20 protein-coding genes are annotated in these 25366 nt (G+C 49.7%); 1 reads left to right on the top strand and 19 read right to left on the bottom strand.

Annotated elements, in window-relative coordinates; all coding sequences use genetic code 11:
* Positions 1-41 precede the first annotated feature (41 nt).
* Positions 42-2300 carry an outer membrane protein assembly factor BamB family protein gene (locus V8F51_RS03030; protein WP_337098571.1) on the top strand — a complete coding sequence of 753 codons (2259 nt, stop codon included), beginning with the start codon at positions 42-44 and terminating at the stop codon, positions 2298-2300.
* A 61-nt stretch (positions 2301-2361) separates the two neighbouring features.
* On the opposite strand, the gene V8F51_RS03025 is transcribed toward V8F51_RS03030, so the two are convergent.
* From V8F51_RS03025 to V8F51_RS02935, 19 genes are all read right to left on the bottom strand, one after another.
* Positions 2362-2814: a GNAT family N-acetyltransferase gene (locus tag V8F51_RS03025; protein ID WP_337098570.1), complete on the bottom strand. Its 453-nt coding sequence runs from the start codon at positions 2812-2814 to the stop codon at positions 2362-2364.
* A gap of 113 nt (positions 2815-2927) precedes the next feature.
* Positions 2928-3659: a twin-arginine translocase subunit TatC gene (gene tatC / locus V8F51_RS03020; protein WP_337098569.1), complete on the bottom strand. Its 732-nt coding sequence runs from the start codon at positions 3657-3659 to the stop codon at positions 2928-2930.
* Positions 3659-3889 (bottom strand): twin-arginine translocase TatA/TatE family subunit, encoded by a 231-nt coding sequence (locus V8F51_RS03015; protein WP_337098568.1) that lies wholly within the window; start codon positions 3887-3889, stop codon positions 3659-3661. Before V8F51_RS03015 ends, tatC begins: the two co-directional genes overlap by 1 nt.
* A gap of 85 nt (positions 3890-3974) precedes the next feature.
* Positions 3975-5612 (bottom strand): PhoX family protein, encoded by a 1638-nt coding sequence (locus V8F51_RS03010; RefSeq protein WP_337098567.1) that lies wholly within the window; start codon positions 5610-5612, stop codon positions 3975-3977.
* A gap of 83 nt (positions 5613-5695) precedes the next feature.
* Positions 5696-6346, bottom strand: a complete 651-nt coding sequence (locus tag V8F51_RS03005) for a polysaccharide deacetylase family protein (RefSeq protein WP_337098566.1) — start codon at positions 6344-6346, stop codon at positions 5696-5698.
* Positions 6347-6418: 72 nt separating this feature from the next.
* Positions 6419-7345, bottom strand: a complete 927-nt coding sequence (locus tag V8F51_RS03000; protein ID WP_337098565.1) for a carbohydrate ABC transporter permease — start codon at positions 7343-7345, stop codon at positions 6419-6421.
* 15 nt (positions 7346-7360) lie between these two features.
* On the bottom strand, positions 7361-8254 hold the full coding sequence (locus tag V8F51_RS02995) for an ABC transporter permease (protein ID WP_442956398.1): 894 nt from the start codon (positions 8252-8254) through the stop codon (positions 7361-7363).
* Between the two features lie 189 nt (positions 8255-8443).
* Positions 8444-10144, bottom strand: a complete 1701-nt coding sequence (locus V8F51_RS02990) for an ABC transporter substrate-binding protein (RefSeq protein ID WP_337098564.1) — start codon at positions 10142-10144, stop codon at positions 8444-8446.
* A gap of 150 nt (positions 10145-10294) precedes the next feature.
* On the bottom strand, positions 10295-12046 hold the full coding sequence (locus V8F51_RS02985) for a sensor histidine kinase (protein ID WP_337098563.1): 1752 nt from the start codon (positions 12044-12046) through the stop codon (positions 10295-10297).
* A gap of 32 nt (positions 12047-12078) precedes the next feature.
* Positions 12079-13662 (bottom strand): response regulator transcription factor, encoded by a 1584-nt coding sequence (locus V8F51_RS02980; protein WP_337098562.1) that lies wholly within the window; start codon positions 13660-13662, stop codon positions 12079-12081.
* 228 nt (positions 13663-13890) lie between these two features.
* Entirely contained in the window at positions 13891-15969 is a 2079-nt protein-coding gene (locus V8F51_RS02975) for an alpha-glucuronidase family glycosyl hydrolase (protein WP_337098561.1), read from the bottom strand.
* A 120-nt stretch (positions 15970-16089) separates the two neighbouring features.
* Positions 16090-16887, bottom strand: coding sequence for a Nif3-like dinuclear metal center hexameric protein (locus V8F51_RS02970; protein ID WP_337098560.1), 798 nt, complete (start codon positions 16885-16887; stop codon positions 16090-16092).
* Positions 16888-17037: 150 nt separating this feature from the next.
* A complete protein-coding gene (locus V8F51_RS02965) occupies positions 17038-18171 on the bottom strand; it encodes a copper amine oxidase N-terminal domain-containing protein (RefSeq protein WP_337098559.1) in 1134 nt (377 codons plus the stop codon).
* Positions 18172-18327: 156 nt separating this feature from the next.
* Positions 18328-19632 carry a 6-phospho-beta-glucosidase gene (locus tag V8F51_RS02960; protein ID WP_337098558.1) on the bottom strand — a complete coding sequence of 435 codons (1305 nt, stop codon included), beginning with the start codon at positions 19630-19632 and terminating at the stop codon, positions 18328-18330.
* On the bottom strand, positions 19617-20609 hold the full coding sequence (locus tag V8F51_RS02955; RefSeq protein ID WP_337098557.1) for an N-acetylglucosamine kinase: 993 nt from the start codon (positions 20607-20609) through the stop codon (positions 19617-19619). Before V8F51_RS02955 ends, V8F51_RS02960 begins: the two co-directional genes overlap by 16 nt.
* Positions 20610-20739: 130 nt before the next feature.
* A complete protein-coding gene (locus V8F51_RS02950) occupies positions 20740-22404 on the bottom strand; it encodes an extracellular solute-binding protein (protein WP_337098556.1) in 1665 nt (554 codons plus the stop codon).
* A gap of 60 nt (positions 22405-22464) precedes the next feature.
* Positions 22465-23358, bottom strand: a complete 894-nt coding sequence (locus V8F51_RS02945) for a carbohydrate ABC transporter permease (protein ID WP_337098555.1) — start codon at positions 23356-23358, stop codon at positions 22465-22467.
* 21 nt (positions 23359-23379) lie between these two features.
* Positions 23380-24333, bottom strand: a complete 954-nt coding sequence (locus V8F51_RS02940) for an ABC transporter permease (RefSeq protein ID WP_337098554.1) — start codon at positions 24331-24333, stop codon at positions 23380-23382.
* 144 nt (positions 24334-24477) lie between these two features.
* Positions 24478-25356 carry an AraC family transcriptional regulator gene (locus tag V8F51_RS02935; protein WP_337098553.1) on the bottom strand — a complete coding sequence of 293 codons (879 nt, stop codon included), beginning with the start codon at positions 25354-25356 and terminating at the stop codon, positions 24478-24480.
* Between the last annotated feature and the right edge of the window lie 10 nt (positions 25357-25366).

Below are 25366 nucleotides of genomic sequence, written 5' to 3'. Positions count from 1 at the left end.
CGTCTAAATGGAAAAATATCCAATTTCAAGGGAGAGTTCATATGGATAGCCCTCATCGCCAGCCACAACGGTTACGTATCATTCTAGTAGTCATGCTTAGCTCCGCTTTTCTTCTGATGATCGGGTGCAAGTCGGAAGATCTGCCTGTTGCTTCCCCGTCCACTACCGCGACACCAAAGCCTACTCTTGCGCCGACGGCTACGCCGCTTCAATTGCTTACGATAGATGGCCAAGTAACACTCAGCTCCCTAGCACCGATCTTCGCAGGAGAAGCAGACACTACGTCAATCCCGCTTGAAGCCAGCCATTACGGCAAAGCTGGCGATACATTCAAAGTGTCCGAGCAGCGAGGCGAATGGATTTCCTTCATTACGGATGAAGTAGGTCCGCTCTGGATTCCGAGCTGGTACGGTACAGACGCCGCCAAGGATATTCGGGTGAGTCAACCGGTCAAGCTGAATGTGATGCCTGGTGCAAGGTATTCTTTATTCCCCGGCAGCACGCTGACAACGGACGGCAGCCATCTTGGCGAGTCGATCTACAGCGCTATCCGCTGGAACGACTGGTACGGCGTTCTTCAATCGCCGGTTAACCCTTATGGTGAATATCAGCCCAATCGGCCTGTGCTGCTCTGGATCCCATCTGCACAGATTGAATCGAGCGAAGGCGTGCAAGGCGGCATCCTTGATGCGAATAGTTCGCTCCCGATCACCGAAGCGATCTCCATTATCGAGGCTGTTATATCCAAAGGAACGGATGCTGAAGCGGTAAGACAGTTGCTGGGCGAACCGAATATGATCGAGACGTCGCGCAATATGAGCACTACGGATGAAGCGATGCGCCTTGGCGTTACATGGCGCTATGAGCCGGGAGAAGTCCATTTTACGATTACGTTTAATAAGGAGAAGAAGGTTGAGGAATGGCGTCTGATTCAGACTGCAACCTTAGCCGAACAAAAGAAATTAAGCAGTTATACGTATCCTGTGGAGTACATGCACGAATATCGTGAACTTCCGCCAAGCTCTACCAAAGCTGTGAATTGGACATGGCGCAACGAATACAATCTAGGTTATACGTACTTGCAAGCTGTTACGGATCGCATCCTGCTGCTCAAAGGGGATGACGGCGGTTATAGCGGCATGCATAATAACGGAGGTCTATACGCGGTCGATCGGGAAACCGGCGAGACGTTGTGGAGGATCGATGCAGGGTTTGGCGGTTTCGCAGCTTACTTGGACAACAACAACGAGTATGCTACCGTATTCATTGACTATGACCCCGCTTCGCAACAATATGTACAGCGGATAAGCCGCGTGAGGCTGTCCGACGGCAAGCCTGTATGGACGTTCGACGGGAGTAAGCTCGAAGACTTCAGAGTGGCAAGGGCGAAAAACACCGTTGTTATCCATCAAGGATCATCCGTGCCGAATGCGGAAGGCAAGATTATCGCCCTTGATGCTGCAACCGGTAAAGAAAGATGGACCAAGTCAACAAATGACAGCTATGAGATTATAAACGATAGTGATCGTTATGCTGCCATAATGATTGTTCAATATAATACATTGCAGGCATTCGATCCGCTTACGGGCGAACTCATGTGGGAAGAAGCATCGCAGGGCACACAAGCCGAGCCGGCAAGCTATTATTCGCGCCCGTTCATCGAGTCGCCAATCAACCCCTTCGAGCCGGAGAAAACCGATCAATGGATTATGCTTGGCAATGAGATCCTATTAGTGAATACGAGCACGAAAACAAAGCAGGTTAAAGCGAGGTATACGATAGGCGACCATGAATTCGTGCATGCGCTCGAGGGACAATACCTGCTCATTCAACGGCCTGCAGATGACAAGACGGAGGTCGAGCCGACACAGTATAAGACAACGTTATACGACGCGGTAAACGCCAAGACGTTATGGTCGATTCCGGGCAAAGCAGCAGGAGCGGTCTTCGATGGCGATATCGTCTACATGACCGTGGACGGCATACCAACGGCTGTTAGCCAAGCAGATGGCAAGATTCTATGGAAGACAAAAGAGTCCTCTTTCATGGGTTCAGTATCCTACTACGGAGCAAACAAGTTCATTGTGCTGGACAATAAGCTACTGCTTTCTTACGGCGAAGATCTATTGCTCCTTGACAAGCAAACCGGCAAGCAGCTGAACCGATTACAGGACGTCATATTAGGGTATCCCGACTTGCGCTTAAAGGACATTTTGAATGGATTAATAAATCAGGACGGCGATGAGCTGTATATCGGCTCAAGCAACGGCTACTTCTCGCGCATGAAGCTAGACTTCTAATCACGATTACACATACAAAAGAAGCTGACTCCTGCACTGGAGTCAGCTTCTTACTTTAATATCACAAATCCTGAGACAGCCGAACCATATCGATAACTTGGATACCGTTCTCATAGATCGGTTCATGATAGTGGCGGATAAAAAAGTCTCTATCAATGCCGACCATTCTAAAGCCGCATTTCTGATAAAGCGCCAGTTGACCGACTCCCGAATTGCCCGTTCCGATCTCGATTGTCTTGTACCCAAGCTGCCCAGCGGTCTCAATCGCATGTTTGACCAGCTGCTTGCCGATTCCCTGCCCCTGCTCGCTCTCAGCGACTGCCACATTCACGATCTCGATCGTCTCCGGCCGAGTTGGCAGCAACACATAGACCCCTATAATCATACCGCCGGCTTCGGCAACCATACATTGACCCCGGTTCAAATATTCGTTCACCAGCTTCTCCGAAGGATCGGCCATTAACAGCAGCTCCATCGGCGGAGGCTCGCGGTAAGCCAGCATTCTAATTTGCATCGTATACTCTCCTTGCCATATCAGTCGCTATGGTAATCTAGCTTCTCCTATACGCTTGTTATTAAGACGTAGTTGGGAATGGCAAGGTTTCAAATAATTACTGGCAGAGCCTCTCAAGCTGCGGCACTATGCGTGAGCTGCTTGCGATATACAAGCTTAGAAATCGTAATGCTAATCTCATACAGCAGGAACAGAGGTACAATAACGATCAGATCGGATAAAATGTCAGGCGGCGTTATCGTAATCGCAACAATAGCCAAAATAAAATAAGCAAGCTTGCGCGCTTTCGCCAGCCTCATCGGATTCAATATGCCAAGCTTCGTTAGAAACATAACTATTGCCGGCATCTCGAACAGCAATCCGAACGGGACAGTCATATGGATCATAAAGGTGAAATATTTATCCGCCGTATACATCGTATTGAAATCTCCGGCAGCCATCTGCGTCATGAAATGAAGAACCATTGGGAATAGGATGAAGTAGCCGAAGCAAATGCCAATAATGAACAACAGGCATATGCCGGGTATGAACAGCAGCGTTGCTTGCTGCGCTTGCTTCGGTACGGCCGGCTGCACGAACTTCCATATTTGATAAGCTGCAATCGGCAGCGTGATTGCTATGGCCACGACTGCCGCAATCATCATATACACCCATACGACATCCGATGGCCCCAGCAGTACGAGCTGGTGATCCATATCCCGTACGAGCCAGCGGTAAATATCTTTGACATAAATGAAAGCTGCGGCCATCGCAACGACGAATGAGACGAGCGTGCGAATCAGACGCTGTCGCAGCTCGCCTAGATGTCCGATCAGACTTTGCTCATTCGGATTCGCGTTCGCCATTATTTGCTCGATACCGCCTGCGCCTGCGCGTCCTGCGGTTCTCCGTCTTTTCTTTCTTCAGCGCCGCTCTCCCCGCTGCCGTTAACAAGTCCGCGCGTAGCACTCTTGAATTCCGTTAGCGTTCGTCCGAAGGCGCGGCCAAGCTCAGGAAGCTTCGATGGACCGAACAAAATAAGCGCAATCACCAATATTAATACTAATCCCCCGATACCAATCTGACCAAACGGCATATGAATCTCTCCTTATTATCAGAACTATAATAACCACCTCAGCCGCAGTCTCGTTCACAAACGGCTGGGTGGCCTTAATCATTGATTAGCCAAGCTTGAAACCGCTAATCGCGACGACTGCGCATCTTGCTTTGCTGTCGCCAGCGCGGTGAGGCCATCTGCTCGTCGGATTGTTCAGATCGGTCGTATTCTCTCCCGGATGCTGCACCGACAGGAATAACGTCTGCTCGTCCGGCGTGAAGAACGGACCTGTCAGCTCGCTTTCGACCGGCGCCGATGCGAACTGGAGCGCGATCGCCTGATCGGGTCCACTCGTCGGAATAACGAACAAGCCGTTGTTCTTGAAGGGTTTGTGCACGCCTTTATTTTGGCTGGAGCTGGATATGTCAGTTACGACCCACAGATGCCCGTTGGAATCGAACGCCAGGTTGTCCGGCGAGCTGAAGCCCGATTGGCGGCCGCCGGCGGCGAAGATTTCGAAGTCGAACGTTAACGAACCAAGATCGCTGCCGGTCTCGAATATGCGCGTAATATGCCCATGAATGTTGCCATGGTTGTCGTTGTTCGTGTGGCAGATAAAGATGGTGTTATCGAAAGGAGAGATTTCGATATCTTCCGGACGATCCGTCGGCGTACCGCCAACGAGAAGCGCCGCTTCCTGGCAGAAAGTGATGACATCGCCTTGTGTTTCAAACTTCTTAAGCAGCTCTGGCTTGTCCTTCGCTGCCTTCTGCACTGCTTCGAGCGTTACAGGCGCCCATTCACCCTTCTTCAAGTTGGCTACATACAGCGTACCCTCTTCAAGCAGCGCGGAGTTGCCGCGTCCAAGCGACTTATTGTACTTGCCCTTGGATATAAATTTATAGACACAAGCATCCTTCTTGTCATCGCCCATATAAACGACTACGCGGCCGTCCTTCGCGATGCCCATTGCCGTGTTCTCGTGATTGAAGCGTCCAAGCGCGGTATGTTTCTTCAAATACTTCTTGTCGAACGGATCGATCTCGATGACCCATCCGTAATGCGTGTCCGGCAGGCTGGAAGCGGCTGCCGTTTCGGCGAAGTTCTCCTCGCATGAGAGAACCGTATTCCACAGCGTAACGCCGCCTGAGCAGTTCGCGAACGTGCCGATAGCCGTCGTCGCTCCGCCAAGAGCCGTAGCTCCTTTGGCCGGACCGGTCAGATCAAATTTTGTATATCCATTGATTCTGCGGGCATTGGAAGAATTAATGTCCATCTTCCATACACCTTTATCGTCGCGATATACCTCGATAACGGACATGCCTTGGTAATAAAGATTGTTGTGCAGTTGCTCCTTCGTCATCTTGCCATCCTTAACCGGGCCTATGGAGAAAATCGTGCTGTATTCATGGTTATTGACGAGAAGCCCTCTTACATTAGAGCCCTCAAGCGGGAAAAAAGCGTTGTAGTCGCAGCCGGAGCCGAAGCGCTCGCCTGCTGCATTGATGACATCGTCGAATGCCGCTACAACGTCATATTTGAAGTTATTAGGGAGCAGAAGCTTATCTTCCGAGGATGGTGCAATCGGCTCGAAATAGCCGCTAACACGATTCGTGTTGAAGCCAAAAAGGTGATCAGCCGTGGATGACATCGCAGAAGCTTTGCCATTCAACGTTCCGAGGCCGGCGGAAGCTGCCGCCAGGGCAGCAGCGCCCGTACCTAAGTAAGACAGAAATGTTTTACGGTCAATCGTTTTGTTCAACTTGTCCACTCCTTATTCATCATTTGATCTACAAGATCAAGTGTAATAAGGAATTGTTAGTGTAATATCACCTACATTTGTAACTATTGTAAATTGGTCTTGTCTTCAACTGATGCGAGCAGTTCGCTTACCGTCACAAACTGGTAGCCCCGCTTCTTCAAATCGATCAAAAGCAGCCTTACGGCCTCCACCGTCTGCGAACGATCGCCATACCCGTCATGAAATATGAGTATGCCGCCGTCCCTCACTTGCTCCATCGTTTTACTCACGATATGATCTACACCTGGAGCTGCCCAATCCATAGCCTCCATGTTAACGGCGCCAATCATGCTATAATTCAAGTCAGCGGCATCCTCCGACACGTCGTCGTTGAAATCAATATAAGGCGGCCTGAATGTCGCCGGACTGCTGCCCGTTAATTCCTTGATCAAGGCATCCGTCCGCTCGAGCTGTTCCTTGCGTTCCGCCGGGGCAATCTTCGTTAAGTGAGGGTGGTTGTAGGTATGATTGCCAATCTCATGTCCTTGACTATGAACCTCTCTAGCAACATCCGAATAAGCCTCTATTGAACTTCCTATCATGTAAAATGTCGCCTTAGCTCCGTACTCCGCCAGCACCTGCAGCAATTGAGCCGTATACGTCACATCCGGCCCATCATCAAACGTCAATGCAAGCAGACGTTTCTTCGTCGCCACTTCATGAATAATACCGTTAATCGCCATACGATTAACCACCATCCCTTTCTTCTAATAGCAGAAATAGCCTGTCAGCGACAGGCTACTCTAACTGCATCTGATATTCTACTATTACCCCTTCACACCGCCAAGTGTCAAGCCTTTGACGAAATAACGTTGAAGGAACGGATATACCATGATGATCGGCAAGCTTGCTACAATCGTCATTGTCGCCCGAATCGAAGTTGGCGTTACATAATTGCCGCCGCCCTGACTGGCATTCGCTGCCGCTCCTGCCGCGTCCCCGGTACTGACGGCAGCGTTGGAGTTTTGCAGCATTTTCATCAACTCGTATTGCAATGTACTTAGCTCGACATGCGAGGAATTGTACAGAAACACGTCGAACCATGAATTCCAATGATACACTGCCGTGAACAACGAGGTGGTCGCTAGAACCGGCATCGACAATGGCAGAACGATGCGAAGAAACGTTGTGAACTCTCCCGCTCCATCCATTCTGGCCGACTCCAGGATGCCCTCCGGCAATCCTTCAATAAATGAACGAATAACAATAATATTGAATACGCCGATAATGCCTGGAATGATGTACACCCAGAAGGTGCCCATCAAATGCAGATCCCGCACGAGCAGGAAGTTCGGAATCAAGCCGCCGTTGAAATACATCGTCAGCACGAAAGCAATGGATACGAATTTGCGAAGCACATATTCCGGACGGCTGATCGTGAACGCGACCATTGCCGAACAGAAGGTCGAGATTATCGTGCCGAGCACCGTACGCAGCACCGAGATACCGGTTGCGCCAATGATTGTCGCTTCATTGAATACATACTTGTAATTGTCCAACGACCATACCCGCGGCCAGAAATAGATGCCGCCTCGAACGGAATCGCTCGCATGGTTAAAGGAAACAGCCATCATATTGATGAACGGGTAGATCGTGACAATCATGAGCAGGATCATGAACGTAATGTTAGCGGCATCGAACAGCCGGTCCCCCGGCGATTGCAAACGTTTATAGCTTGTTTTTGCGTTAGCCATGATGGATCCCCCTTTCTAGAACAGCCGTTCTTGCCCGAACCGCTTAGCCAGAGCGTTCGCCGAGAACAACAGAATGATGCTAATAACCGTCTTGAATATGCCTGCCGCTACCGACAACGAATAGTTCCCTAAATTCATACCGTATTTCAGAATGAATATTTCGAGGTTTTCCGAGAAATCGATATTAAGCCCGTTGCCAAGCAAATATTGAGGCTCGAAACCTGTCTCCAGTATTTGACCAAGATTCAGAATAATCAAAATAATGATGACGGATTTGATACCAGGCAATGTGACATGCCAGATGCGCTGGAATCGGCCCGCTCCATCTATTTCTGCCGCTTCGTATTGAGCGGGATCGATCGTAGTCATGGCGGCTAGATAAATAATCGTATTCCAGCCTACGTTTTTCCACACTTCGGATGCACCCATAATACTCCAGAAATACTTCCCTACGCCTAGCCATAATATCGGCTCATTGATTAAGCCTAAACCTAACAATATCTCGTTTATAATTCCGCCGTCAGCAGACAGCACGCTTTGGATGATCGTCGCGGCGACGACCCAAGATAGGAAATGAGGTAAGTAACTGATCGTCTGAACGACCCGCTTGAACATGACATTACGCAATTCATTAAGCAATATGGCAAGAATAATAGCCGTTACAAATCCGAGCACGAAGTTGATTAAGCTCATCGCTAACGTATTGCGCAGCACTAGAAAAAAACGCTCATCCTCAAACATAAATTTGAATTGCTTGAGTCCAACCCATTCCTGTTCGCTGAACGACCTTCTAGGCTTGTAATTTTGGAATGCTATCGTCCAGCCCCAGAGCGGTACGTACTTGAATACGAACAACCATAACAGGAACGGGATCGACATGAATACGAGCGTACGCTGCTTCACCAGCATTTGGAGAAATCGGACTGCTTTAGCAGGCTCTTTTAGAGGCAAGCTGACGCTATTGGATGTTTTCATTTCATTGTGAACGGTCAATCTAATCGCTCTCCTCTCTCGGCGTCAGGCGGGCAGGGAAGAAGGAAGGGGCAAAGCCGCATACGCTTGGGCTTGCCCAGCTTTGCCCCGCTTCTTCATGCTTCATTAACCTTTAATTTTTTCAACTTTTTTCTTAATCTCTTCTGTCATCGTTTTTTCATATTCGGCAACAGTAAGTTTATTGTATTCAGCTACATACTCATCCCATAGCTTGTCGAAATCAGATGCCGGCGCAAGAACGATCTTGGCAAAATATTTGCGAAGCAAATCTGTTTTCTTAACGCCATAGATTTGAGCATCCGATCCTTGCTCCAGCGCGATACTCCATGCTGGGTACCAAGGGCGTTCATCTGGTGCAGCGAACATCTCAGCATACGTTTTCACGCCGTACTTCTCTAAACGCTCCTTCTCCGCTGCCGAATACGACGCTTGCGCCACTTCAGGCTGTCTGCCTGGATCGACTGCATTGCCGTCAGCGAACGACGAGCCTTGACCATACATTGGCCAGTAGTATTCGTAGTAGCCAATACCGCTTTCTCTTTTGTAGTCGTTATTTTGCAATTGAGCAATTTGCTCAGCTGTACGATACAGACGGCCGTTCGCGTCTTTCGTATAATGCTTGCCTTCAATGCCCCAACGCGTAAGAAGCTGGTTCTCGTCAGTCAAGAGATTATCGAAGTACTTAATGATACGTTCAGGATCCTTAGCGCTTACCGTAATTCCGATACCGCGGTTGTTAACGAATGATGCCGGCTCCAAATATTGATCTTTGATGCTGCCATCGAATACGATTGGAAGCGGGAAGTACTCAAGATCATCATTGCCGTTAGCTTTAAGCGTTTGTGTAGCTTGATTGATCTGCCAGCCGTAATCGAAGAAGCCTAGTACTTTACCGCCTGTCAGCTTCGCCAAGTATTGGTCGTAATTGTCTACAACAGAAGACTTGTCGAACAGCTTCGCTGTATTCAGATCGTTCAGCGTCTTCATCCAACGCTTCGTATCTTCGTTGTTGCCGTATACTTTGGCATCCATCGTAGCCAAATCGACTTGCACTTCACCGTCGTTCGGGTAACCGGCCATGTGGTTCGGAGGATTCGTAGCCGCGAAGAAGCGCCAGTCATGCGTCAGCGTCGTCATGCCGATCAAGTCCTCGTCTGCATGAGCTGCAGCGTAGTCAGTGATGAGCTTGATGTATTCGTCAAGCGTCTTCACCTTCGGATAACCGGCTTCCTTCAGTACGCGGTTTTGAATCCAGAAAGCGCCTTGATCGATGTTCGGCGCAGGGATGAATTCGCCAACGAGCGGGCTGAATGGCAGGAAGTAGATGTTGCCGTCTTCTGCTTTCATCAAGTTGTAGTACGGTTCGTATACACGTTTAATGTTAGGAGCGAATTGGTCGATTAGATCGTTCAGCGGGATTAGCGCTTCGGCTTCAACAATTTTGTCGATGCCTGCGTCAGGCGAAATAACATCCGGGTATTCGTTACTTGCGATCATCGTTCCGATTTTTGTATTCAAATCGCCAACAAGAAATTCCATCTTAAAGTTTACGCCCGTTTGATCTTCAAGCACTTTGCCGACTTCGGTTTTGTTCGAATCGGTGTCTTTGTTAGCAGTTGCGTTAAAGTACGTGAACGTCACCGGATCCGGTTTCGCAGCCGCAGGTTCAGCCGTTGCAGCGTTGTTTGCAGCAGGGTCATTCTTTGCGGCAGGCGTGTTGTTGCCGCCGTTGTTGCTTGAGCAACCGATTAGCGAGATTGCAATTACGGATGCGAACGTTGCCATCAGCCATCTTTTTTTAGTCATACAAGTTGTTTCCCCTTTCGCTATCTTGTAATTTGTAAGCACTTTCAGTGTATAAGAGGATGGCTTCGCTGTTTACCTAGCAAACTTTATGTTTTACTCTCAAAAACTTATATCATTTTGAAAACGCTGTCACAATTTGACCATCTTAAGTTAAATGTCATTATTCTCAGCTATCACAATCGTGATTTCGGTCCCTTGACCCGGCTCGCTCTTGATTTGGAAGTCTGCCTTGTCTCCATAAAATCCTTTGAACCGCAAATAGACATTGCGCATGCCTACATTGTCAGAAACCGCGTCATCCTTATCTAGTCCAGCGAGCATGTGCGTCAGCTTCTCCTGAGGAATGCCTACGCCATTATCTTTAATCGTATAGGCAAGCCCCGTTGCCCTTCTCTCGATATGGATGTGTATCCATCCAGCCTCCTTGAGCGGTTCGATCCCGTGAATGCTTGCATTCTCAACAAGCGGCTGCAGTGTCATTTTCGGAATCATCGTGGACAGTACACCTTCATCGGCATGAATCGTATAGTTCAACTTATCGCCGAACCGGTATTTCTGAATTTCAAGGAAACACGCGACAAGGTCTAACTCGTCCTTGAGCGTAATCCAATCCTTGCCCCAACTAAGCGACTTGCGGAAGATCTTGGCCATATTATGAATGATCTTCGCCGTCTCAAGCTCGTCCTTCATCAAGCTTCGCATCCGAATCGTCTCCAGCGAGTTGAACAGGAAATGCGGATTGATCTGGCTTTGCAGCGCATGAAGCTGCGATTGATTGCGGCTCAGCTGAAGCTCTTTCTTCTGAATGTCGGCAATATAGACATCGTCGATCAGAGACTTGATCTGCCGTGTCATCCGATTAAACTCCTCGGTGAGCTGGCCGATCTCATCCGCTGACGGAGGATCGTTAATCGTCTCAAACGAATGGTTCTTCACCCGCTTCATCTGCTTAAGAATGCGGACTAGCCGATCGCTTAGCGACCGAGTGAACCATACGAGTATAAGTGTCGGAACGAGAATATTGGCAATGGACATATACACAACGAAAAGCTTCGATTTGTTAACGTCCTCCAGCACCTCGCGCTCCTTGAACTCGCCAACGATTTTCCAGCCTTCCAGATAAGTAACGTTGCCAAAATCTTTCTCCAGCACGATCATATCGCCTGAGGAATCCGGCTGGTCATAGCGTATGCTTCGTCCGCTACCGTCATTAAGCGGCTGCTTCGGATCCGACGAATATTGAATTTCATTATCGCGAATTAAATAGACCGTTCCCTCGAGCGTAACGTTTTGCAGCATTTCTCTTATCGTTTGGGGATGCATATCGATCTTAATCAGCTTCTCTGCCGAACCATTAACACCAGAATCGACCATTTTCCGGATGATGCTCAGTGTATTTGGCGCTAGTCCTGGATACTCAGGATCATTGCGTTCCAGAGCCGGCTGCGCCGATAATTTGCTCATCACGCTTTTGTACCAATTTTGCTCACGTACGTGACTGTTGATTTTTTGCACGCGCCCGCCATATAGTATCGTATCATTGGTGGAATAGATCGTGACCGCCTGAATAGCCTCATATACCGGACTGTATTTATCAAGCAAGTTGATCATGTACGTATGGTAATTTTCCACATAATCGGACTGATTGCTGTATTGTCTCTCTATATACTCATTCAATAACGTGTCATTGTATAGAACGGTCGATATGCCTACCGCCGACTCGATCTGATCATCGACTTCATTGCGTATTTGCTCAAGCCCCCGGTTGATATCAGCCAGCTTCTGCTTCTTCACGCTGCTCGTCGTCAAGTTAAAGAAGATGACGTTCGTCAACACCACCGGGATGAATACGGCAAGGATGAACACGATGACCATTTTATTGCGCAGCCGAATATCGTTCATTCGTTGGAACATGTTCTCACCTACCGACTTTATTATGTTTTGCTGCGCGCGATTAACGCTTGCTTATATTCCGTTGGCGTCTTGCCTTCAACCTTCTCGAACTGGGTTACAAAATAATCGGCGTTGCTGAAGCCAACCTTCGCTGCGATCTCATATACTTTGCAGTCGGTCTGTCTGAGAAGACGCTTAGCTTCCTGCACCCTAAGACCGAGCACATAATCATTGAAGTACACCTGATACGTCTTCTTGAACAGCTGGCCTAAGTAGACGGGATTCATAAAAAAAAGTTTGGCTATACTCTTAAGACTCATATTCTCCCGATAATTCGCATCAATATACAGCTTAATCTTATGAATGCCTCCGCTTGCCTTCTCGCAGCGCAGCTCGCTTAAATATTCGGCGCTCTCTTCAATGAAGTCGAGGAACAGCCCTTTCACGCCAGCAGCCGTCATCGGACGCAGCGTCCAGTCCAATATCGGTTTCATCGAACGCAAATGGCTTTCTTGGCCTTCCATTCTTGAGACGATGCCGGCTATACTTAACACGCATTTGGATAGAAAAGCGTTAACGGACTGCCCAGCTAACCGATCGTATTGAAAGGAATGGAAGGCGGCGTCCACCGTCTGCTTGACCGCTGCGAGGTCATTCTCCTCTAGTTTGTCTATGAGGATATCGGCTAATTGAGCGTCGGCATCCTTGTACTGCAAAGTTAACAGCATCGCTTCTTCCGCGAAAATAACTTTTTGATCCCCGAGCGCAAGCTTGCGCAGCATGGCCTGACGGGTGCTCTCGTATGAAGTCTTTAGTTGCTCCGGCTTGCGGAAAGGGATGCCTGCATAAATCTGTAATTGTGCCTCATCTGCATACACCGCAAGCTCGCGAATCAACCTGTCCGCGAGCCGCTCCCATGAATGCGAATAAGGACCAAGCAGGCCGGAATGAAGAAACATGCCAAAAGCATAGCTGCCCCGATCATGGATAATCATATCAGGGGGACTGCTTAAGAACGTTAGCGCCGCAAGCTTCAGCTTCTCCAGATTGGCAATCGCTTGCTGCTGTTCCTCTTCCGGCGCATTATTTCTCTCGACTAACAAATATCGATACTCATGGACCCCTTTGCACAAGCCAAGCTCCAGCACAAGCTCTTCATTTCGTTTCTGATCGAGATTCCCATGTAATAGCTGATCCAGTAAATCTACCGCATTTCGCTCTCTAATCGCTTCCTTCTGCTTCGAGGATTGCTCCAGCTTGACCGACAGCCGCTTCAGCGTTTCGATCATTTCGTCCTCGTCAATCGGCTTCAGAATGATGTCTTCAACGCCGTATCTAAGCGATTGCTGCGCATACGTGAAGTCATTGTATCCGGTAATTACGATAAATTTCGCCTGCGACAATCGCTTTTCTTTCACTAGATTGATCAATTTCAAGCCGTCAATAACCGGCATCCGAATATCCGTCACGACCAAATCAGGTTGAACGGCCTCGATCAGCTCGAGCGCTTCTTCACCGTCAGACGCTTCGCCTGCAATCGTATATCCGAGATCCTGCCAAGGAATAAGGACTCGCAAGCCTTTCCGCGCAAAAACTTCATCATCGACGAGAATGACCTTTTTCATCCTGCACCTCTCCCAGCTATAGTTATGGAATCATGTAAACGCATTCAAAATGTTCGAGCTTCACAATTCAGAAGCACCGATTATTATAACTTCTAGACGGCATACTCGTAACCCTAAAATAATTAGTTTTTGGTGCAATATATTTAGTTTCTTTTCTTTTACTTTGATTTAGAGCAGCAAAAAACCCAGGAAAGTTGCTCCCGGGCCGCTATTAATTATATTCAGTCCTTAGTAGATCTTTCTGCCCAGCGTATCGGCAATGCCTGATTTGCGGAAGAAATAGGTGTTCAGCATATCGCGCCATTCCTTTGCATGCTCCGCTTGCTCGTTGAGCCGATCCCATATCAGCTGATAAATTTCCTCATGAACATCAGCTTTTATGGATTCCCATCTCGCTATTAACAAAGCCGCGCGCTCCGCGCCTTCGAAACGCGTATCATAAATATGCTGAATGACGGTTTTGCCGGAATGAAGAATATGCGTATAAGGGACATGATGGAAGAACAGCAGCAGCTCATCCGGACATTGCTCAAGCGATTCATATTTTTCAAATTGACGCGTTGTATATTGCCTCGAGTAACCCGTTCCCGAACGAACGGTTCGATCAACGCCAATACCGTTGCAATCCGCGAAGTGGTAGGTGCCCCACTTGGAATATTCATAACCGTCTACGTTCGGGCCGTAATGATGGTTAGGATTAACCATCCAGCCAACTCCAAGCGGCGCCGTATACGACTCATAGATGGATAACGAATCAAGCAGCATCTCCGTTATAGTGCGATTCACTTCTGGATCGTTCCCGAACGTCATGGCCGTCCATTCTGCCGCAATCTCGTCCGCGCCTAAGGACGGATTCCACGCCAGCCTTGCAAACCCGTACAAATTCGCCCCGGCCAGCGGATGTCCTGTCCAGCAATCGTCATTTCCAACATTGGATACCGCTGCTATTCCCCCAAGCTTCCTGCCGAACAGCGCTCCGCTTGCAGCAGACGCAACGGTTGAGCCTTCGCCTCGCGCGAAGGTATCGAACTCCAATACCTCTTTCCACTGCGGGACGAGATAACATAAATGGCGCTGTTGTCCGGTGTACTCCTGCGTAATCTGCAGCTCAAGCAGTTGATTGGTCTCCGCCAACCCGCCGAATAGAGGCGATACCGGCTCGCGCACTTGAAAGTCCATCGGACCGTTCTTGATTTGAAGCAGCACGTTATCGCGGAACTGTCCGTCCAGCGGCTTGAAATGATCGTATGCCGCGCGCGCACGGTCCGTCGATCGATCGCGCCAATCCTGCAAGCAATTGTAGACGAAGCATCGCCAGATCACATTCCCTCCGAATGGATCAAGCGCATCCGCCAGCATATTCGCGCCATCCGCATGATTGCGGCCGTACGTGAATGGTCCTGGCCGGAATTCGGAATCGGCCTTGACAACGAAACCTCCGAACGTCGGCACGAAACGGTAGATCTCTTCCGCCTTCGCAGACCACCATGCGGCCACATCAGGATGAAGCGGATCTGCCGTATCCAGTCCTCCGATCTCGATCGTGCTTGCATAGTTGACGCTTAAATAAAGTCGAATGCCGTAAGCGCCGAACAGCTCGGCAACCTTGGCAACGTCCGGCAGGAAATGTTCCGTAATAAGCTTCGTTTCCTCGCGATGGACATTGACATTATTGATCGCAACGGCGTTAATGCCCACGGAGGCGAGCAGTCGAACGTAATCGCCAATGCGCGTCATATCGGCGACAAAGCGATTGTCCTCGAAAAAGATACTATTGCCCGCATATCCTCGTTCAATCGTACCGTCCATATTATCCCAATGATCAAGCATCCGCAGCCCGTTAACCGAACGCTCCCGAATGAGCACCTTCTCTATAGACTGTCCCGTCTGCAGCAATCGCAGCAAGTGATAAATACCGTACAACACACCGTTATCGGACGCCGCAACGATCTGTATCGGTCCGCTCTCCTCCGCATAGATCGTGTAGCCGTCTTCACCCGACTCCTCCAAACGGAAATCCACAGGCAGTGTGCTGACTTCCAGCAGCGGATCACTTCCGCGCACGCCTGCGATAATCCCTTTGAAGTCCGAACCTGCTTCAACACCGCCATTTACTCGGGGCTGCTTGCCAAGCAATGCAGTCAGTGCGTGACCAAGCTCCTCTCGAGCCGTTCGTATGACAGGCGAATCGCCGATCACTAGCAGCTGCGAACACCGTTTCTCATAGGCATGTCGTTTGTAAGCGTCTTCAATATAAATGAACCGAAGCCATCCCTCATAGCCTCTGCCTCGTCGCTTTGTCGTCATTTGTTTCTTATGCCTCCTATCGATTCGTATTTATTCATAATAACGAAATGTCGATCATACACAACCTGTGAAAGAATAGTTTTCACTTAGAAAATAATAGATCGACAGCTCTGCTATATGCTATACGATTCTGAATAGCGGCGTTTGCTTCACAAAGGATACGGGCACCTGACAGAACTCGCGTTCAAGTATGGATGCCAAATAACGCATGCCCGGTTCTTCACTCTCCGCATGACCAAGCAGCAGAAACGCCTTGTTAGCCCCCTGATGCATAGCGTCGCGTACATACTCAGGCGCCTCCCACTCCTGCCCTTCGCCGGATATGATAAGATCAAGCTCGTAATGATGGAATAATGGGATGCATACAGCTCCGCCTCCCCGATAGCCTGCCGATAGGCCGATCCGCCGGCATTTCGCCGAAGCCTCGCCGACGACCCGCACGTATGACAAGCCGAGCTTGTCTTTCGCGGCGTACGCGATTTCATCTACCGAGTGTTCCGCCGGCAGCTCAATTATAGAAGCATACGGCAGCACTTCTTTGACGTATTCGCTCCACCCCAGCGTCTGAGTGAGTCCTTCCGTAATTCCGTCCGGCCTGTACGCATGCCAATAATCATGGAAACGGTAGATCGCAATGCCCGACTGTTCGATCAATCGACTCTTCTCCATAACGATGGGATCGTCCTGCCACTGCTCTTGTCCGCCGCGATGACTGAAATATTCGCCTTCATGAGTGATGAGCAGATTAGCTCCCTGAGCAATTGCTTCTTCGATTGCTTGCTGCGACGCCATGAAAGTGACGGCTATGCCCGATACTTCCATCGAAGACACCCCAGCATTCAACCCATCAACGGTGTTGTCTATCGTTTCGACCTCTCCCTCTAAATATTCGATAACGTCATGAACTTTAATCGCCATTTTTGCATCTCGCTTCCCCATACATAATAAACGCATCGACGCTGCTTTCCTGCATCTTACATCAGATCCATCATCCATTCAAAGGAAAAAAAAGCAGCGGTCTCTCGCATTCTGCGAAAAACCGCTGCTTAAAATGTAATAGCTTAACCTTTACGAACGCGGTGTCAACACGACGTTCATATCGTCCAAATACAATGTTGTAAGCCCTTCGTAACCGGAATCGCTGCCGATAATTACGAACAGCTCGCCTGCCGCATTCGCCTTCAGTGTTGCGGAATGTTTCATCGGCTTCGGCTGGAACCCTTCTACCGCATCATCCGGCTTCACCATATTGCCGACGATCTTCATATCGGCACCTTCAACCGATTGGTTGCCCTTATCTACGTTTACTTTATAGTAAACGTTGCCTTCTTCACCCTCTTGCACGATCTTCGGCTCCTGCGATACGAAGCCCGCTTTAATGCTGACCGCTTCGCCCGGCGCCCCGCCAACACCCATCATGCCTCCGGCTTGATTCGTATAGAGCGTAAACGATAACGAGGCATCATAAGTCGCGTTCGGCTTTAAGCCGGTTATCTTCTTGGTCGCGTACATAAACAAATCGTCGCTGCGGTTCATCCCGTTCAGCTTCAATCCGTAATTCGTCTTATTGTCCTTGAGCGGCAATACTTCTCTCGCGTAAAGGAGCTCGTAAATCGCCGGATCGTAATCTATTGGCAGATCAGCAAAGCCGCCTTGCCACCCTTCATCACTCGCATTGAAATGGAAGGATTCCGAGATGACGCCTGCTTCTTCGCCTTTTGCCTTGACCGTTACCTTCTTCGTCTTGGCTTCCCAAGTCGTGTCTGCACCTAACAGATCGGATACGCTCTTGGCGGGAACGAAAGCTTGTCCGCGAACGATTGCGACCTTTGCAGGCAGCTTAATCTTCTTGACGTACGTACCGACGACGGAATCTTCGCCCGCTTTCAGCGAAACGGTTAAGCCGCTTCTCTCCAGCCTAATGGTCTTGTCCGTGGCATTCCACTCCAGCTGCGCCTCTAGCCCGTCGGCCAGCGCGCGCACGGGCACCATGGCTACGCCTTTCTCAATGTACGGCGCGTTCGCCAGCTTAACTTCTCCGTTATTATTCGCAGCCGTAAGGCTGCCTATTTGGAATTGTACGGATGGCGCTGCTTGCGCCGCCCCGAAAGCCGCAGCTGCAGGAAGCGTTGCCGTCAGAGCCGCAGCCGCTACTAGAGCAGCAATACCTTTTCGATTACGATGTTTCGATAGAAATGACATGAGATGCACCTGCCTTATAAGATTCGTATGCGTTCTTCTTCTAAACGCGCCTACCGTAAATAATGTTGCCGACAGCAGAAATACCAACATATTCCTTAACCGCAAAAAGGCAGCTGGGCAAAATCCAATCGGATCTTGCCCACCTGCCTCTTATCGTTAAGCTTCAAAAAACTTTGGCAAATACGCCTTGTTTTGCTCCAGCATTTCCGCTAGCATCTCTTCCGCTGCGTTCGCGGAATCGACAAGCGGGTGGCTGGCCAGTGCAAGCAGCGCCGTTGCGCGGTTGCCTGTAACGGCCGCCTTGATCGCTAGCGATTCATACGTCTTCACCGCATGAATAAGTCCTTTCACCGACTCGGGAACAATCTGGACCTGCTGCGGAATCGGCCCATCCTTCGTCACTTTGCAGTTGACCTCGATGCACGCGTCATCCGGCAGGAAGTCCAGAATGCCGCCGTTTCGAACGTTTAACGTCTGAATGTCTCCGGTATCGTTATACAGCGAATTCATGAGCTTTACGGCTGCTTCGGAGTAATAAGCCCCGCCGCGCTGTTCAAGCTGCTTCGGCTTCTCGGCAAGCTCCGGATCTTTGTAGATTTCGAACAATTCATCCTCCAGACGCTTCACGGTCTCGGCCCGCGATTCGCCTTTCGCGGCTGCCGCCTTCTGCTCAGCAAGCATCTCGCGATGCAGATAAAAATATTTCAAGTAATACGACGGAATCGCTCCAACCGACTTGATGAGACTCTCGTTCCACGCGAACTGCGGCACGTTCGCCGCATTGTAGCCGCTGCGGCTGTCCAACAATTCTTCGAGCTTCGATTCGCCGTCAATCGTTATGCGGCTTACCCAATGAAGATGATTAAGTCCGGCGAACTCGCAATAAATGCGGTCAATAGGAACGTTGTACAAGCCCGACAGCCACTTGTAAGCGGCGATCGGCGAGTTGCATAATCCAATCGACTTGATCGTCGAATGCTTATGAATCGCTTCGGTTACCATCCCTGCCGGATTCGTGAAGTTCAGCAGCCATGCATCCGGACACAGCTCCTCCATATCCTTGCAAATATCGAGCAGGACGGGAATCGTGCGGAGCGCCTTCATCATGCCGCCGGCGCCTGTCGTTTCTTGCCCGATCATATCGTACTTAAGCGGAATGGATTCGTCCCATCCACGTGCCTCAAGCAGCCCGATCCGCATCTGGGTCGATACGAATTGGGCTCCGACCAGCGCGCTGCGACGATCAAGCGTCAACGACAGGTTGATCGGCAATCCCGATTTCTCGATCATGCGCAACGCAAGCTGTCCTACGATAGCCAGCTTATGCCTGCCCTCTGGAATATCGACCAGAACAATATCCGTTACCGGAAATGTAGCGTAGTTCAAAATAAAGCCTTCTATAAGTTCAGGGGTATAAGACGAACCGCCTCCTATAACTGCAACTTTCAATCGAGTGCCCATTCCGCGTTTCTCTCCTTTACCGCCAAATTGGCGTTCAAATGATCGTATACCGTAGATTCCACCTGCTGTCCGCTTTTCTCCATCGCCAGCAATATCGCTCCCGCAACCGGCTCCATCTCTAGAACGCGCAGCGTGCAGTGGGGAGCAACCGCTTTCACTTGCTCCTCGATATAAGGCTTAATATACCTACTATCGCCGCGAGTCAGCACGCTGCCGACCATGACGAGATCGAACGTATCATGACTCATGTTCAGTCTGCGGATTACCGCGCTGGCCGAGATGCCAAGCTCTCGTCCTTGCCTTTGCAAGATCGCCCTTGCCGCTTCATCGCGGTCCGCTGCTTCGAACAGCAGCTTCGCCAGCGTATGCGGCGCTCTTTTGTATTCGTCAAGATAAGCATGAAACATCGCTTCTACGGTATCGAAGCCAAGCATGTCTAGCGTCAATTCCGTAAGCGCAGTCGGCTTCTCACGGCCTTCCCAAGCGCGGATCACCGCACGGAACGCCTCGACAGCCAAGTCTCCGCCGCCTCCGAAGTCGCCGAACGAATAACCGAAGCCTCCTATCTGCAACTCCTCGCCTAATGCATTAACACCGTAGCAGTTCGTGCCGCTGCCGCAGATGACGACGACGCCGTCCTGCTGCTTCGTTCCTGCTCTCAAGCCGATTACCGTATCGCATACGATCTGATAGTGCTCGAAACCCATTGCAGCGACCATGGGCCTCAAGATTTGAAAGTCGGCTTCACGGTCAGCTCCGGCCAGTCCGAACGTGGCGAACGCAATATCCTCATGCTTTACGTTCGCTTGCACCATAGCCGCATGGATCGCTGCTCGAATGCTTCCGTCCGCAAGCTCTACGCCGATCTGATGATTGCCGCATCCGCTTACGCCGCGACCTATGACATGCCCTGAACGGTCCGTTACGACCGCCAGCGTCTTGCTCCCTCCGCCATCGATTCCCAAGTAATAGTTCAAATATGATCTCTCCCATGCGGTTACTAGGCTATTAGAGACCGGCTCTCCGCTCGTGCCGCGCCCCTTCCCAGGAGGCGCATGCACGAGAAGCGAAGGCCGGTCTCATCAACCTTATTGTCTCTCTTACAACCTACTTGCTAAGCTTTGCTACGTTTTCTTGCCATTTCTCTGTTTTGTAAGCGAGAAGCTTGTCGTAGCCTGCTTTTTGCGCATCATTCTCAGCCTTGTCAAGAATGGCGATAACCTCTTCATCCGATTTTGCATTCATAACCGCTTTCGCTCTCGCTTGCTCATAGATGGATAGAATGCTTTGTGCGATAATGCCTTCATCCGAATCGCCAGCTGGATCAAGATTTACGTATTCAGTCGTATTGAACTGTGTTTTCCACGTAATCTCCGACTGCCAGTACGTCTCCCAGCTGCGTTTCTCGGCCGGCAAAGTCGATTCGAATTTGGATTTGGAATTGTCGACGTATACCGTATTGCCGTTCCATTGGAAGTTGACCGTCGAGTTCATCAGCTCGTCGCGGCCTTTCGTGTCGCTTGTGAATTTGTCCGTGAAGAGCGGAGCTTCCTCAGCATCTACGCCGTCCCAATACAAGCCTTCAGGTCCCCACATAATCGTACGTTGTCCTTCCGGACCTGTGAACCAATCAAGGAATGCGAAGATCGCTTCCGGATCTTTTGCGTTTTTAGTTATGACGTTAACATTCCAACCAAGCTGTTTGTAATCGCCAGGGAAGATTTTATTTTTGTCCAAGCCTGCTTTATGAACCGGCCATACCATAATATAGCCTGCTTCCGGATCTTGTGCGCTAAGCTGCGAGTTGCCGATAGCCCCGAACTCCGTAGGACTTGAAGCCACATACATCGCAACTTTGCCGCTAACGACCTTCGACTCGACTTGCTCCAGCTTCTGCGTAAATGTGTCTTGCGAAATCAGCTTCTCGCGGTACAGCTTGCTAGTGAATTGCAGCAGCTCGCGATATACGGGATCAGCGAACAACGATACAAGCTTGTCGCCTTGCGGTACAGCCATCATCGAGTTGAACGTGAACGGACGGTTTTCCGCGAAAGCCGATACCATGACGTCCATGCCGGCAGCCGTCTGACCAAGCTCAAGAGGCACAACATCCGGGTATTTCTCTTTGACTTGCTTCAGGTAAGCATACAGATCGTCAACCGTTTCTAAACTTGGAGCGCCAAGCTCGTTATAGATTTTTTTGTTGACGAGGTAACCCGAGTTGCCGTTCGGCTGCGTCGTATACCAGTTCGGGAACTGATACAGCTTGCCGTCCGGGGAACGAAGCATGTCGAGCGTCGACTCTCCGGCCCACTTTTTCAAATTCGGATATTTATCCAAATAATCGTCGAAAGGTACGAGGAGTCCCTCTGCACGAAGCTTCTCTACATCGGCGCCGCGCTCCATCCACATAACGTCAGGAAGCTCCTTGGACACGATCATCGTGCTTAGCTTGTTTTTCGCGGCACCGCCCGAGCTGATTGGCACGACGTTGACCTTTTTGTTCTCTTTGATCCATTTGGTCGCCAAATCTTCGCCCCAGACAGGCATCGTGTACCAGTCATAATGGCCATAGAAGGAAAATTCCAGCGGCTCTTTGCCGAGCTCGTACACCTCGCTCGCCTGCTCGGTCCCTTCATTTCCTTTGTTGTTGCCTGTGTTTGCCGGCGGTTCGTTGTTGCCATTGTTAGAGCCCGAACATCCTGCAAGTGCGAGTGCCGTAACGATTGTGACTGACATTGTTGAAAGAAACGCTTTGTTCACCTTTTTCATGTTATCTAGCTCCCTTCCCCTCGCTTATCTATGGTTAAGACTAATGCCTTATACCCTCGCCTATTCCTTAAGAGATCCAACCAATACGCCTTTGACGAAGTACTTCTGAACGAATGGATACACGCACAGGATCGGTACCGTAGCGACCATCATCGTGGCCATAGATAACGACTTGCTCGTTACGTTCCTCATCTTGCTCAATCTGCCTTGCGCAGCGGAGTCCATATTCTGCATTTGCTCGAGCATAATGTTGGAGTTCAGTATCTGGTTCAGCTTCGTCTGAATCGGCAGCAGGTCCGTGTTCGTTATATAAATACTTGGCGTGAACCAGTCATTCCAATGATAGACGGCCGTGAACAATGCCAATGTAGCGATAACAGGTCCCGACAGCGGCAATACGATCCGGAAAAATATACCCCAGTTCGACGCGCCGTCAATTTGCGCCGATTCTTCAAGTCCTTGCGGAATACCGTTAAAGAAAGTGCGGAATATGATCATATTCCATACGCTGATAATTCCGGGTATTACCATAACCTCGAAAGTGTCCATTAGATTCAAGCTTTGAATTAAAAGATAGCTAGGTATTAGGCCGCCGCCGAAATACATCGTGATGACACACATGATCATATAGTATTTGCGGCCGATCAGTCCTCGCTTGGTCATGCCGTAAGCGAAAATTGCCGTAGCTGCAATAGACAATACAGTACCTATAACAGTACGCTTGACAGATATGAAGAAGGCGTCAATGAGACGTTTATCCTTGAAAACAACCTCATAGTTCTGCAGCGTGAACTCCCTTGGCCAGAACGTAACGCCGCCAAGCATCGTATCGGAACCCGAGTTGAACGAGATGACCGCCGCGTTCCAGAATGGATATATAGCCGTAAAACCAAGTACAGCAAGTACGATATAGATCAACGAGACAAACATTTTATCTTCCATCGCCAGCTTCATGCCGTTACACGCCCCTTCCCTTTACCATAAGCTGTTGCCTGATTTGCGAGCCATATAGTTTGCTCCGGCCAAGAGTCCGACGCTGATCAACGCTTTGAACAACCCAGCTGCAGTCGCATAAGAATATCTGGCATTGAGTACGCCAACGCGATACACATAGGTGTCGATGACCTCGCTCACTTCGCGCAGCCCCGGATTCGTTGCCAGCAGCAATATATCATCGAAGCCGGCGTTCAGCAGGTTGCCGATAGCAAGGATGGAGAATACGACGATAACCGGTACGATTGAAGGAATCGTAATCGTGAACATCTGTCTGATTCGGCTTGCGCCGTCAATGGATGCCGCCTCGTAAAGATGTGGGTTAATGCCCGCAATGGCCGCCAAATAAACGATGGAGGAAAATCCGATTTCCTTCCAAACTCCCGTCGTTACGAGAATCGACCAGAAGTATTTCGGTTCAGCCAGGAAGTTGATCGGCTCGTCGATAATATTCAGCGCTTGCAGCAGCATGTTCACGCTGCCGTTGTCCGTCGACAGCAGCGAGATGACGAAGCCTGACACGATGACCCACGAGAGGAAGTGGGGCAAATAACTGATCGTTTGTATGAGCCGTTTGAACACCCGGCCCCCGATCTCGTTCAACATGAGCGCCAGCAGGATCGGTGCAGGAAATCCGATTCCGAGCTTCAGCAAGCTAATAACGAGCGTGTTGCGCATCACCGTCCAAAACTCCGGTGCGTTGAAGAACATTTCGAAATGTTTCGTGCCAACCCACGGACTATTCATGAACCCTTTGAACAAGCTGTAATCTTGGAATGACATCAGCACCCCGTACATCGGAATGTAACAGAACACAATGATAAAGATCAGCGCTGGCACGACCATGAGTTGAATATCCCACTGCCTGCCTATTCTTTGGAGCAGATTCGGCTTTCTGTAAACTTCTTCCGCCGTCTTCACGCTCAATTGCGGCATAACATTCCCTCCCTTTCCTAGTTGCATGTAACACTCGAGTCAGTTTTCATAACATTTGCGGTTAACTTGATATATTCCTATTGTAAAGCCAAGTTATAGCCTATTCCTCGCCTATACGTTTGAAAACTAACACTATCTTACTGGTCAAGAACCGTGAAAACGTCTAGACTGCTTAGGCGATGCGCCTATATGTTTTTTGAACAGTCTATTGAAATTCGATAACGTGCGAAATCCGCATTCCAGGGCGACGTCCGTTATTTTCAATTGATTGTTTTCGAGCATTGCGACAGCTCTCTCAAGTCGTATATGAATGAGGTACAACAGGGGCGGCATACCGACCGTCCGCTTGAAAATATCACTGAATCGCGAAGGGCTGAGATAAACGAGCGCAGCCAGCTCCTCCAGCGTCCACGGGTGGGCGAAGTTCTGCTCCATCTCATGAATGACATAACGCATTTTATCGAGCTGGCGCTCGCTGATCGGACTTGCGGCAATAGCAGCCCCTTCGATTCTGAATTCCCGGTTGACGATCGCGAGAAACCGCAGCAGCAGTGCATATACGATCGTCGTGTAAGAACGTTCACCGCTTTCATGCTCCTCTTGCAGCTCTAATAACAGCGCTCTCATCGTATGTATTCGCGGGTGCTTGCGATCGAGCAAATTCGAGAAATTTACCCCCATTTCGCGGAATGGACTAAGAAGCTCCGGATCGAGGCGCAGGCTGCTTATGAGCCATGCAGGATCGAATGAAGCCACTTGCATAACGAGATCCTTCGTTTCATAAGCGCAATGCAAATCATTGGAGTTGATGAGCAAAATATCGCCTTCCTGAAACTCGAATTTCTGACCGTTAATGATATAGTAGCCCGTGCCTGATTTAATGAAATTTATCTCTAGCACATCATGCCAATGGAGCTTTTGATAATAGCTTGTCACGCCTATCGTATCCCCAATATAGAACGGATAGTGCTTAGCCATTTTTACTTTTTCCCGTGGAATGTCTCCGCCTTTGAACTTCGTCATGAGCGTTGCT

This window comes from Paenibacillus sp. YIM B09110 (genome assembly GCF_037167145.1).
GTDB lineage: Bacteria > Bacillota > Bacilli > Paenibacillales > Paenibacillaceae > Pristimantibacillus.
Note: the sequence above shows the minus strand (reverse complement) of the source record. Positions and strands in the feature narration are given on the sequence as shown.

Bases quoted from the DNA above. Each gene is read 5' to 3' on its own strand.
- V8F51_RS02980 (WP_337098562.1), bottom strand. From the start codon at position 13,662: ATGAAAAAGGTCATTCTCGTCGATGATGAAGTTTTTGCGCGGAAAGGC.
- tatC (WP_337098569.1), bottom strand. From the start codon at position 3,659: ATGGCGAACGCGAATCCGAATGAGCAAAGTCTGATCGGACATCTAGGC.
- V8F51_RS02940 (WP_337098554.1), bottom strand. From the start codon at position 24,333: ATGCCGCAATTGAGCGTGAAGACGGCGGAAGAAGTTTACAGAAAGCCG.
- V8F51_RS02945 (WP_337098555.1), bottom strand. From the start codon at position 23,358: ATGAAGCTGGCGATGGAAGATAAAATGTTTGTCTCGTTGATCTATATC.
- V8F51_RS02960 (WP_337098558.1), bottom strand. From the start codon at position 19,632: ATGGGCACTCGATTGAAAGTTGCAGTTATAGGAGGCGGTTCGTCTTAT.
- V8F51_RS03000 (WP_337098565.1), bottom strand. From the start codon at position 7,345: ATGGCTAACGCAAAAACAAGCTATAAACGTTTGCAATCGCCGGGGGAC.
- V8F51_RS02975 (WP_337098561.1), bottom strand. From the start codon at position 15,969: ATGACGACAAAGCGACGAGGCAGAGGCTATGAGGGATGGCTTCGGTTC.
- V8F51_RS02935 (WP_337098553.1), bottom strand. From the start codon at position 25,356: ATGACGAAGTTCAAAGGCGGAGACATTCCACGGGAAAAAGTAAAAATG.
- V8F51_RS02985 (WP_337098563.1), bottom strand. From the start codon at position 12,046: ATGAACGATATTCGGCTGCGCAATAAAATGGTCATCGTGTTCATCCTT.
- V8F51_RS02970 (WP_337098560.1), bottom strand. From the start codon at position 16,887: ATGGCGATTAAAGTTCATGACGTTATCGAATATTTAGAGGGAGAGGTC.
- V8F51_RS02965 (WP_337098559.1), bottom strand. From the start codon at position 18,171: ATGTCATTTCTATCGAAACATCGTAATCGAAAAGGTATTGCTGCTCTA.
- V8F51_RS02990 (WP_337098564.1), bottom strand. From the start codon at position 10,144: ATGACTAAAAAAAGATGGCTGATGGCAACGTTCGCATCCGTAATTGCA.
- V8F51_RS02950 (WP_337098556.1), bottom strand. From the start codon at position 22,404: ATGAAAAAGGTGAACAAAGCGTTTCTTTCAACAATGTCAGTCACAATC.
- V8F51_RS03015 (WP_337098568.1), bottom strand. From the start codon at position 3,889: ATGCCGTTTGGTCAGATTGGTATCGGGGGATTAGTATTAATATTGGTG.
- V8F51_RS02995 (WP_442956398.1), bottom strand. From the start codon at position 8,254: ATGCTGGTGAAGCAGCGTACGCTCGTATTCATGTCGATCCCGTTCCTG.
- V8F51_RS03030 (WP_337098571.1), top strand. From the start codon at position 42: ATGGATAGCCCTCATCGCCAGCCACAACGGTTACGTATCATTCTAGTA.
- V8F51_RS03025 (WP_337098570.1), bottom strand. From the start codon at position 2,814: ATGCAAATTAGAATGCTGGCTTACCGCGAGCCTCCGCCGATGGAGCTG.